The organism is Deinococcus sp. NW-56 (genome assembly GCF_002953415.1).
Classification (GTDB): Bacteria; Deinococcota; Deinococci; order Deinococcales; family Deinococcaceae; genus Deinococcus.
Genome location: NZ_CP026519.1, coordinates 60506 through 69326 on the forward strand (window position 1 = coordinate 60506; position 8821 = coordinate 69326).

Here is an 8821-nt window from a genome sequence, read left to right on the forward strand (position 1 = left end):
TCAGTCTGCGGCCCCGGCATCGAGGTCCTGGGCGAACACCCGGAACCGGTCACCCATCGGCCCGACATGCGCGGCCTGCGTGAGCCGGTTCAGCACCCGGTCCAGACGGCTGCCCGTCCAGTTCAGCCGGGTGGCCAGTACCCGCTTCGTCAGGCCCTCCGGCTCCCGCCGCAGCGCGTCGAACACGCTGACCTCGTCGGTGGAGAGCTTGGCCGGGATGGGGGCCAGGGGCACCGAGGCAGACGGCGCGGCCACCGACTCGGGCTTGACCCAGCAGAACCAGCGGGTGCCGTCGTCGTTCTCGGGCGAGGCCGACAGGGCGCCGCTGCGGTGCAGGGCGGCGAGGTGCGCCTCGACGACCGCGACCGAAGCCCCGAGTTCCTCCGCGACCCGCTGGGGGGTGAACTCCACCCGGTCATGGCGCTGCATGAACTCCAGGACCTGCGCCCGCGTGGAGGGCTGGGGCGCCACGGGGGCCGGAGCCGGGGCAGGCTCTTCTTCGGGGGCCGGGGGTTCCGGCTGGGCCTCGACGACGGGCGCGGGGGCTTCGGCTTCCGGGGCAGTCTCCGGCAGGGGTGTGCCGGTCAGGGCGTAGCGGCCCTCGTGGACCTGAAACACTCCCGTGGTCTTCAGGGTGGACATCATGGCCGACACGGTCTTGGGCGAGCACTCCAGGGCGGCCGTGACCTCGCGGACCGTCTGCCAGGGGTGCGAGGCGATGTGCGCGGTGATCTGCTGGCGCTTGCTGGGGGCCGGGTCGGGCGCGGCTTCCGGAGCGGGGGGCGTGGCTTGGACGGCCGGGGCCGGTGCTGTCTGCGGCGCCCCTCCGCCCACGGTCAGCTCGTCGATCAGGGTGGTGAGGCGGGCCAGAGCCAGTTCGGCCGCTTCCTCCTCGCGCAGCTGCTCGGTCAGTTCCTGGATCCGCGTGCGGGTGTCGGCGGCGCCCTCGGCGAGCTGCTCCAGGCGGTGGAAGTAGTCGGTGAGGGTCTCGCCTTCGCGGCGGCGCAGGGCGGCGGACAGGGTCAGGGCATTCGGCATGGGGTCTCTCCTGGGAGGACCGGGGGCGCGCCGGTCGGACGGCCCCCGGAAGGGGGGTCAGTCGGCGGCGGAAAAGCGGACCAGCGCGGGCACGAAGCCCTCGGCGTGCAGGCGGTCGGCGTGTTCGAGGATCCGGGCGCGGGCTTCCTTCAGGGTCGGGGCGTCTTCGACGATGGCCCGGCCCAGGCCCGCTTCCTGGGCCAGCGTGGTCAGGTGCTCGCGGGGGTAGCGCTTGAGCCACTCGTCGGTCAGGCGGAACTCCTCGGCGATCAGGGCGTTGGCGTCCGTCAGGCCCGCGAGGTGGTCGTAGAGCGGGTGCTGGAGGTGCAGGTTGTAGTCCTCCCACTCATAGACCGAGTGCGCCACGCGCAGGCTGAGCAGGAACAGCAGATCGTCCGTCTCCAGCGTGCAGAGATGGTCGAAGAGGGCCACGTCCTGTTGTCCCGAGGTGGGCTGGATCCCGTAGGTGTCCAGGTGGTTGCGGTTGAGTTCGTAGTGGCCGCCCAGCAGGTCGACCGCCCGCGCCGCGTGCTCCGGCAGGGCCGCGAGGGAAACGCGGTGCCCGGTGTGCGTCTGGATCCGGATCTTCCCAAGGCCGCCGCTCGACAGCAGCCCGTGCACCGTTGCCACCAGCGCCAGGCGGCCGTCCCCGAGGACCCGGCCGCGCAGTGCCCGCGCCCGGTACTCGTGGGCCGCGACGAAGGTGCCCTCCGGGAGAGGCCGCACCGGCTCCCCCTTCGCGGCCGCCTCGGCCTGCTTCTCCCCCTTCTTGTGGGCGCGAATGTCCGCCTGGCGAGCGACCCCGGAGTACTCCTTCACCTCGCCGGTCGTGGTGCTGTAGCGCAGCACGATGCCCGACAGGTGCTTGTAGGCCGTGCCGTGGTGCTCGCTGTACGTCTCCCAGGGCAGCGACAGGTACGAAGTCTCGACCCCCATGACGTCCACGAAATGGTGCTTGCCCTTGGCCCGGAGCTTCTCGGCGCGGGCCTCGACCCACTCGATCTGGAGGGCCAGCGCCGCCTGTGGATCCGCGAAGCGGGCCGGAGTGGACCCGAACAGGTCCTCGATGACCTCCAGCCCGGACGCCTGCACGTCGAAGCGGGCGTGCTCCACCAGGAAACTGCGGCCCTTCACCATGTCCCGCAGCCGCTCCGGTCCCAGGCCCTCGACCGCGTTCTTGACCACGTGCTTGCGCAGCGGGCCGCTCGTCTGCGCGATGACCTGCGCCTGCCCGATCCCGATCTTCCCCTCGTTCAGCAGGGCGCGGGCGTCGTCGCCCAGGTCACGGGACAGCACCAGGCGCTGGTGGACGTGCCGCACGCTGCGCCCGAACCGCAGGGCGATGTCCTCCTCGGACGCCCCCAGGGCCACCATCCCCGCGTAGGCGTCGGCCTCCTCCAGCGGCGAGACGTCGGCGCGGTCCGCGTTCTCGGCCGTCGCCAGCATCAGGGCCTGGAGATCGTCCAGGGGCTGCACCCGGATGGGCACCATGTAGTTCGCCGGGTTGACCCGGCCCTGGTCGGCCAGTAGACGCAGGGCGCGCAGGCGTCGGCCCCCAGCGATCACCTCGTACCCGCCGCCCTCGCCCGTGTTGGCCCGCACGACCAGGTTCTGCATCAGGCCCTGGTGCGCGATGCTCTCGGCGAGTTCGGTCAGCTTGGCCTCGTCGAAGTGCTTGCGGGGGTTCAGGGGGGAGGGGTGCAGCGCGGCGAGGGCCACGTTGCGCACGTCGGCCCCCCGCAGGATGGGTTCCCGGATCTCGGGGAGGGGCTGCGACTCGGGGGTGCTGCGGTCTTCCAGGGCCTCGGTCGTCGGCGCAGCTTCCCCCGTCCGCCGTGCCAGGGCCTTGGCGCACTTCGTGCAGCGGCGGTCGGCGTAGCCGAACAGGTCGCTGCCGATCACCGGGGTGCCCTGGGGCACGTACCGCCCGCACAGGACCTTCTGCCCGTCGCCCCAGTGGGCGAGGTGGGAATTGTTGGGGAACATCCACCCCTCGGCAGAGGCAGGGGCCTCGGGCTGCACCCCCTCCGGCGAGGCCGGGTCCAGGCCCAGGTCCGCGCGGGCATCCTCCGGGTTGGCCCGGCGGTAGACCCGCAGCGCCCCCGCCTGGAAGGTCCGCAGGGTGCCGTGTTCGGCATACCCGCCCGAGATCGGCGAGGCCTCCACCGACTCCCCGCCCACCGCCTTCACGTCGTACTGGCCGGGGAAGGTCTCGGCGTCCACGCAGGTCACCCGGTCGCCCCGGCGCAGCGGCGCCCGCGGCGGGAGGCTGGTCAGGCGGCAGTCGGTGTGGGGGACGTACCGCTCCTCGCCGTTGCGGAAGGTCAGCCGCAGGTCGCCGTTCACGCTGACGGCCGTGCACATGGCCTCGGCGCTCTCGCCCTCGATGCGGGCCACCACGAACGTGGTCGGGTCGTAGCGGGTGGTGAGGCTGATGCCCGCCTCGGCGTAGGGGTCGGGCGCAGGGGCAGGCTTGCGCCCCTTCTTCATGGGCGCGGGAGTGGTCTGGGTCATGAGGAGGTCCTCCAGGCGGACGGGCGAGAGTTGCCCGGCCTCCCGGTACACCCGGGGGCCGTCGTCGAGTTGGATGAGGTGCCGCCCGGTCACGCTGATCTGCACGATCTCGCCGGCGCCCTCGCCGACGACCTGCACGCGCTGACCGGATTCGTAGGCCCGGGCCGTCACCGCCGCACCCGCCCCACCCGGAGCTGTCCCCGCTGCACCGTCGCCCCGGCCCACGCCGCCGCCGCGAGGTCGGTCGCCTCACGCATGGTCAGGCGCTCGCCGGACAGCACGCACAGCGTGTGCAGGGCCGTGGCCAGGTGCCCCGGCGAGGTCACCGTCTCCACCCGCACGCGCTCTCCCAGCCGCACCCGGAAGCGCACCGTCAGCGTCGCCGGGTCCAGGGCCTTCACCGCCGGGAGGGGCCGGGCATAGGCCGGGCGGCGGTACCAGTGCCCGTCCCGGACCAGCAGCGACCCGTCCCACAGCACCAGTCGCCCCTCGCGCTGCGTCTGAGCCAGCAGCGCCTGGGCGTCCTCCCCGGTCCACCCCGCGTGCTGCGCCACCAGCCCCGGCACCTGCGCGAAATCCACCCGCAGGTGCCGCCGCGTCGCCTGCCACCGCACCGGGCGGCGGGCAGGGGCGGGCAGGGTCGCGGTCACAGGTCCTCCCCCGCGCACGCGCTGCACAGCTCCGTCTCCACCCAGTCGCATTCACCGCAGCCCCAGTCGTCGGTGCAGCTGCACACCCGGCAGGCCCGCCGCCCGGTCAGCGTCACGTACAGCTCGCGGGCCTCGCGCTCCCGGCCCGGCAGCTCGGTGTACAGCGGGTCCACCCCGGTGTCGTCGAGGTCGATCACCCCGGCGTGGTTCAGCCGCAGGATCGAGTCCACGATCTCCAGCGGGCGCAGCTCCGGCGCGACCTCCATCACGCCTTCCATCGACAGCGGCCCGCGCGTCCAGATCGCGTGCAGGATGCTGGCCGTGGCCGCCCTGTTCAGCGGGAGGAAGGTCACAGCCCCCACGCTTCCCGTCCGTCCTGACCCAGCAGCCCGCGGCCCAGGGCCACCAACCCCGCTCCGCCCGCCACCAGCAGCAGGCCCCAGGGGGTGAACGCCAGCACGCCGATCACGAGCACGATCGCGCCGAGGGCGATCACGAGTCCAGCCAGACCGCGCTCGGTCTCAGGCGAGAGCAGGCGCACGCGCTCCCGGCGCGGCTGGTCGTCGGCAATCCCGTACACGGGCACTCCATTCGTCGTCATCAGCAGTCCTCCTGGGAAAGCCCCGCCTCCCGCTCCTGGCGGGACAACGAGGCGGAATCGGTCAGCAGCAGCACGAGCAGCACCCCGGTCAGGGCCAGGGTCAGCAGCAGGTCCGCCAGGGTCAGGACCGGGGGCACCGGGCAGGTCACGCCCGCCCCCGGCAGTTCGGGCACGCGTCGCCCAGGAAGTAGTCCTCGCAAAACCCGCACAGCCCGCCCACCTCCGGCAGGAACGTCACCCGGCTGCGCTTGCCGTCGCGCTGGTCCGCCCAGGCCAGCAGCCGCGCCGCCGTCTCGCGGGCGGACTGCGCCTCTAGACCCGGCGTCAGGGACTCCAGGTGGGTGGGCACGATGGTCTGCCCGGCCGCGCTGCGGGTGGACAGGGAAACCTCCCCCGCCACAGGGAGGGCGGAGGAGGTGGTGGGGCGGGAGAGGCTGGACATCACTCCAGACCCCGGTTGTTGTGCTGGCGGCACCGCTGCGCGAACATCAGGAGGTCGGTGGCGATCTCCACCGCCTCGTCCTCGTGCACGATCACCTCGGCCTCCGTGCCACCCTCCATCTCCACGGTCAGGCACAGCACGAGCTCGTCGGTGTCGAGGTTCTGCCGCAGCTCCACCGCGACTTCCCCGCCCTCCAGCAGTCCGCTCAGGCTGCCGACGGTCATCTCCTCGGGGGCACTCACGCCGCCACCCGCCCGCGCCCCAGTCGTGCGGCCGCGATCGCCACCAGCCCGGCGCAGGCTTCGTCGTAGCTGTCCCAGGAACCCTCGCCCTTGACCGTGTAGGTCACGCGAGCCTCCCCGGCCTTCGTGCGGCGTTCCTTGCGCCACACCGGGCTGATCCCCACCTGCTCGCCGGTCGCGCGGCAGGTGATCGTCACCGCGCTTTTGCTGCTGGGGCTCAGCGTGTCGAAGGAGACGTGCAACCACACCAGCGCGTACTCCAGGCCCCCCAGGGTGACCACCACGTCGGGGCGCAGCGGGTTGTGCGGAATGCGCCACAGCGTCGCGTCCGACTGGGCGCGGGCCATCGCCAGGGCGAAGGCGGAGCGGTTGCGTTCAGCGGTCAGGTCAGTCATCCTTGATTCCTCCCTTTGTCCCTGCTCGCGCTTTGCTTTGGACGGCTGATGCGCGGTGGGGGCGGGCCTTTTGGCGTCCGCCTCAGGTATCGCTAGTGTAATATTGCAGTCGGAATAAGTCAACGACTATCGCTGCGATGGTTAGCGCAGGTCGAATAAAAGCGGCTCTCGGCCGCTCCGTCTATGGCTGGCTTAAACCGTGCAGATACCGACTGTCAGCCGCCGCGCCAGTCGCCGGAAAGACGGGTTGACCTCGCCCGGCAGCACCTGCCACGGCTCGGGGACCCGGTCGTAAACCCAGAAGGGCAACCGGAAATTGCAGGTGGCGATGTCGCGGACATAGTTGCCCGACATGATGAACCCGGCGCGGGTCGCGGCCGGGTCGTCGTAGATCAGTCGGTTGAGGGCCGCCCGCTCCGACATCCTCGTCTGGCGGCACAGCCAGTCCACGCAGCGGGCGCTCACGCCGTAGCGCCGGATGCCCTCGTCGACCAAGTTCTGGGGTGCCCGCAGGAACCCGATGGCCGCATGGCACAGGGCCTCGACGAAGGGGCGGGCCGCCTCCGCGCAGCCGTACTCCTGGATCAGGGCCTTCTCGACGCCCGACCACCACATGATCACGTGGGCCACCTCGTGACGGACATGGTCGCTGTCCTTCCGGGCCAGCAGCTCCGGGGTCAGGATGATGGTGGGGGGCGGACCGGGGATGACGCTGGCGTACTCGCCGGGGCGGATGCGGATGCCCAGTTCCTCGCTCAGTCGGAAGGCGTTGCGCTCGTAATGGGCACGCTTGCTGTACGCCTTGACCTCCCTGATGAAGTGCGCCGGTATGTCCGCGAGGTCCACTTCAGTCCTCGATCCACTTGGCGATGCTGAGGTAGTAGGACAGCCAATCCGCCGCCGTCTGCGGGCCACTCCCCTCGTAGTACCGGGCGAGCGAGAGGTTCCGGCGCACACTCTCGCTCCGGAGCCGGGGGAACTTGTCACCGTAAAGCTCGATGGCCTCCTGAAGGGCGGGCGGCACTTCGTACTCCGGGAAGAGGGGCGGCGGGGGCGCCGACTCCCCACCGCCTGGATGCTCCAGGGCATCCGGGGTCATCAGCGAGACCCCCGTGCGCCGCACCCACTCTTCTGCTGAGATCCGGTACACCCGCCGCAGGGCGTCCATCCGCTCCGGCCCCAGGTCCGTGAACGGCCGAGTCCCGCTCTCGATCTGCGAGAGATACGACTGGCTGACCCTGAACTTCGGCCCCAGTTCCCGGGTGCGCCGGTCCACTTCGGTCTGGGTCAGCCCCAGGTCTTCACGGGTGTCGGTCAGCCACCGACGCACTTCGGTTTCCGTTCCCGCCATGAGCCTCCACCCTTCCATCGGCCGCGCCATTGCTGTCTGCATGGCACCAGTACGGCAATAGTACATGCAAGGTTGCAGAAGTCCGGAAAGTATGTCAGCAATGGCAAAACCTTGACCTTATGGGGCCTGCAATATTACACTAGCGATAGTATGAACAGGATCAGAGAGGTCATGCGGGAGCAGCAGCGCACCTTCGAACAGGTTGCGGCCGACGCTGGCGTCTCGGTCCGCACGGTCTACAACGCGGCCGACGGCATCAACAGCAACCGGTCCACCCGAAAGCTGATCGCCGCCGCGCTGGGGAAAGACGTGGATTACCTCTGGCCGCCCCAAGCACCCTCCTCCCCCGCTGCCTGAGCCTCCGCCCCCGGACCGCCGGGGGTGCGTCACCGAAAGGACCGCGATGCCCGAGACCCTCTCCCTTCCTGATGCCCCCGCCATCCGCCGCACCGACGACGGACGGATCAGCGTGTTCGATGCCCTGCAGGTGGTCGGGGCTAAAAACCCCCGCGACATGTGGAAGCGCCTGGTGGACGCGTTTCCGGAGGTTGTCGAGATTTGCGACAACCTCCGTTTCCCCGGCGCGGGCCAGCGCCTGACCCCGGTGACTGACGAGGCCGGGTGGCGCCGGATCGTCAGCGTGCTGCCCGGCATGCTGGGGCGCAAGTACCGCGCCGAGGCCAACGCCCTGGTCGACCGCTACCTCGCGGGCGACGCCACGCTGGCGGCCGAGCTGATCGACCGGCAAACGGACCCGGAGCAGGCCCGCTGGCTGGCCCGGCGTGCCCAGCACAAGCACAGCAGCATCCTGCTCAACGGCTCCCTGGCCCGGCACGGCGCGAGCAAGCGCGGGTACCGCTACGTCCACAACCGGCTGAACCTCAGCGTGACCGGCATGGTCGCGCAGGAGATCCAGCTCACGCGCGGCAACCCCACCACCAAGGACAACTTCACCGAGCAGGAACTCGCCATCCACACCACCATGCAGTTCGCCGTCATCAACGAACTGGACGCCACCGCCGCCCTGGGCGACATGGACTGCAAGGGCGTCGCCGATCAGGTCAGCAGCGACTTCTCGCCGGTGCTCCGGCGGTACTTCGGCCGCCGCGCCTACCCGCAGGGCGGCCTCCTCCAGGTGGACGTGTGACCTCGCTCCCCCCCCTGTTCCTCTGGAAATCCGGATGGCACGCCGCCCGTGGCCCCTACCACGACCCCCAGCAGCTCCGCACCGACGCGGACCACGCCGCCCGCCAGTACCCCGGCGAGACCGTCTACGTGATGGGTCCCTACTCGACCGTGCAGGTGCCCCCGCCTGAGCCGCTGTGGGACACCGACGCGGCCCTGCGCGAGGCGTTCTGGGCACAGATCGAGGGTGCCCTCACCGCCCCCGCCGAACTCGAACAGATCGCCTGACAGCGAGGGACCCCGACTGGCCGGTCGAGGTCCTGCGAGAACGAAAGGAAGGGAACTGTGAAGAATTTTACACCAGCCCGCCCCGGGGCGAAACCCGCCCTGCTCCTGCTCATCGGTTGTGCACTCGCCGGTCACCTGCTGGCCCGCCGGGCCGAGGAGCGCGACCTGCGCGAGC

The 8821-nt window shown here is 70.9% G+C and carries 14 protein-coding genes; 3 read left to right on the forward strand and 11 right to left on the reverse strand.

The genetic code is table 11. From position 1 onward, the window contains the following. The 11 genes from C3K08_RS18190 to C3K08_RS17715 form a co-directional block, all read right to left on the reverse strand. Window positions 1-1038, reverse strand: a complete 1038-nt coding sequence (locus C3K08_RS18190) for a hypothetical protein (RefSeq protein WP_158680077.1) — start codon at window positions 1036-1038, stop codon at window positions 1-3. A 57-nt stretch (window positions 1039-1095) separates the two neighbouring features. Continuing rightward, complete coding sequence (locus C3K08_RS17675) at window positions 1096-3723, reverse strand: ParB/RepB/Spo0J family partition protein (RefSeq protein WP_158680079.1); 2628 nt, start codon at window positions 3721-3723, stop codon at window positions 1096-1098. Continuing rightward, window positions 3720-4202, reverse strand: coding sequence for a hypothetical protein (locus tag C3K08_RS17680; RefSeq protein ID WP_158680081.1), 483 nt, complete (start codon window positions 4200-4202; stop codon window positions 3720-3722). The genes C3K08_RS17675 and C3K08_RS17680 overlap by 4 nt, the downstream gene beginning before the upstream one ends. Continuing rightward, window positions 4199-4555 (reverse strand): hypothetical protein, encoded by a 357-nt coding sequence (locus C3K08_RS17685; RefSeq protein WP_104992758.1) that lies wholly within the window; start codon window positions 4553-4555, stop codon window positions 4199-4201. Before C3K08_RS17685 ends, C3K08_RS17680 begins: the two co-directional genes overlap by 4 nt. Then, on the reverse strand, window positions 4552-4803 hold the full coding sequence (locus C3K08_RS17690) for a hypothetical protein (RefSeq protein ID WP_104992759.1): 252 nt from the start codon (window positions 4801-4803) through the stop codon (window positions 4552-4554). The genes C3K08_RS17685 and C3K08_RS17690 overlap by 4 nt, the downstream gene beginning before the upstream one ends. Continuing rightward, window positions 4803-4976 carry a hypothetical protein gene (locus C3K08_RS18195; protein ID WP_158680083.1) on the reverse strand — a complete coding sequence of 58 codons (174 nt, stop codon included), beginning with the start codon at window positions 4974-4976 and terminating at the stop codon, window positions 4803-4805. Before C3K08_RS18195 ends, C3K08_RS17690 begins: the two co-directional genes overlap by 1 nt. Next, window positions 4949-5245 carry a hypothetical protein gene (locus tag C3K08_RS17695; protein WP_158680085.1) on the reverse strand — a complete coding sequence of 99 codons (297 nt, stop codon included), beginning with the start codon at window positions 5243-5245 and terminating at the stop codon, window positions 4949-4951. The genes C3K08_RS18195 and C3K08_RS17695 overlap by 28 nt, the downstream gene beginning before the upstream one ends. Beyond that, window positions 5245-5487, reverse strand: coding sequence for a hypothetical protein (locus C3K08_RS17700; protein ID WP_104992761.1), 243 nt, complete (start codon window positions 5485-5487; stop codon window positions 5245-5247). The genes C3K08_RS17695 and C3K08_RS17700 overlap by 1 nt, the downstream gene beginning before the upstream one ends. Further along, window positions 5484-5882 carry a hypothetical protein gene (locus C3K08_RS17705; protein WP_104992762.1) on the reverse strand — a complete coding sequence of 133 codons (399 nt, stop codon included), beginning with the start codon at window positions 5880-5882 and terminating at the stop codon, window positions 5484-5486. The genes C3K08_RS17700 and C3K08_RS17705 overlap by 4 nt, the downstream gene beginning before the upstream one ends. A 192-nt stretch (window positions 5883-6074) precedes the next feature. Next, window positions 6075-6728, reverse strand: a complete 654-nt coding sequence (locus tag C3K08_RS17710) for a hypothetical protein (protein WP_104992763.1) — start codon at window positions 6726-6728, stop codon at window positions 6075-6077. A 1-nt stretch (window position 6729) separates the two neighbouring features. After that, window positions 6730-7233 (reverse strand): helix-turn-helix domain-containing protein, encoded by a 504-nt coding sequence (locus tag C3K08_RS17715; RefSeq protein ID WP_158680087.1) that lies wholly within the window; start codon window positions 7231-7233, stop codon window positions 6730-6732. A gap of 150 nt (window positions 7234-7383) precedes the next feature. On the opposite strand from C3K08_RS17715, the gene C3K08_RS17720 reads away from it, so the two are divergent. The 3 genes from C3K08_RS17720 to C3K08_RS17730 are packed head-to-tail and all read left to right on the forward strand — an operon-like array spanning window position 7384 to window position 8646. After that, the gene (locus tag C3K08_RS17720) at window positions 7384-7590 is read left to right on the forward strand and encodes a helix-turn-helix transcriptional regulator (protein ID WP_158680089.1); all 207 of its coding nucleotides are present in this window, start codon (window positions 7384-7386) and stop codon (window positions 7588-7590) included. A 46-nt stretch (window positions 7591-7636) separates the two neighbouring features. Next, window positions 7637-8380 (forward strand): hypothetical protein, encoded by a 744-nt coding sequence (locus C3K08_RS17725; protein WP_104992766.1) that lies wholly within the window; start codon window positions 7637-7639, stop codon window positions 8378-8380. After that, window positions 8377-8646, forward strand: a complete 270-nt coding sequence (locus C3K08_RS17730; RefSeq protein ID WP_104992767.1) for a hypothetical protein — start codon at window positions 8377-8379, stop codon at window positions 8644-8646. The genes C3K08_RS17725 and C3K08_RS17730 overlap by 4 nt, the downstream gene beginning before the upstream one ends. Window positions 8647-8821: the final 175 nt, after the last annotated feature.

Coding starts and splice junctions, on each gene's coding strand:
- C3K08_RS17720 (WP_158680089.1), top strand. CDS start 7,384: ATGAACAGGATCAGAGAGGTCATGCGGGAGCAGCAGCGCACCTTCGAA.
- C3K08_RS17705 (WP_104992762.1), bottom strand. CDS start 5,882: ATGACTGACCTGACCGCTGAACGCAACCGCTCCGCCTTCGCCCTGGCG.
- C3K08_RS18190 (WP_158680077.1), bottom strand. CDS start 1,038: ATGCCGAATGCCCTGACCCTGTCCGCCGCCCTGCGCCGCCGCGAAGGC.
- C3K08_RS17695 (WP_158680085.1), bottom strand. CDS start 5,245: ATGTCCAGCCTCTCCCGCCCCACCACCTCCTCCGCCCTCCCTGTGGCG.
- C3K08_RS17725 (WP_104992766.1), top strand. CDS start 7,637: ATGCCCGAGACCCTCTCCCTTCCTGATGCCCCCGCCATCCGCCGCACC.
- C3K08_RS17715 (WP_158680087.1), bottom strand. CDS start 7,233: ATGGCGGGAACGGAAACCGAAGTGCGTCGGTGGCTGACCGACACCCGT.
- C3K08_RS17690 (WP_104992759.1), bottom strand. CDS start 4,803: ATGACGACGAATGGAGTGCCCGTGTACGGGATTGCCGACGACCAGCCG.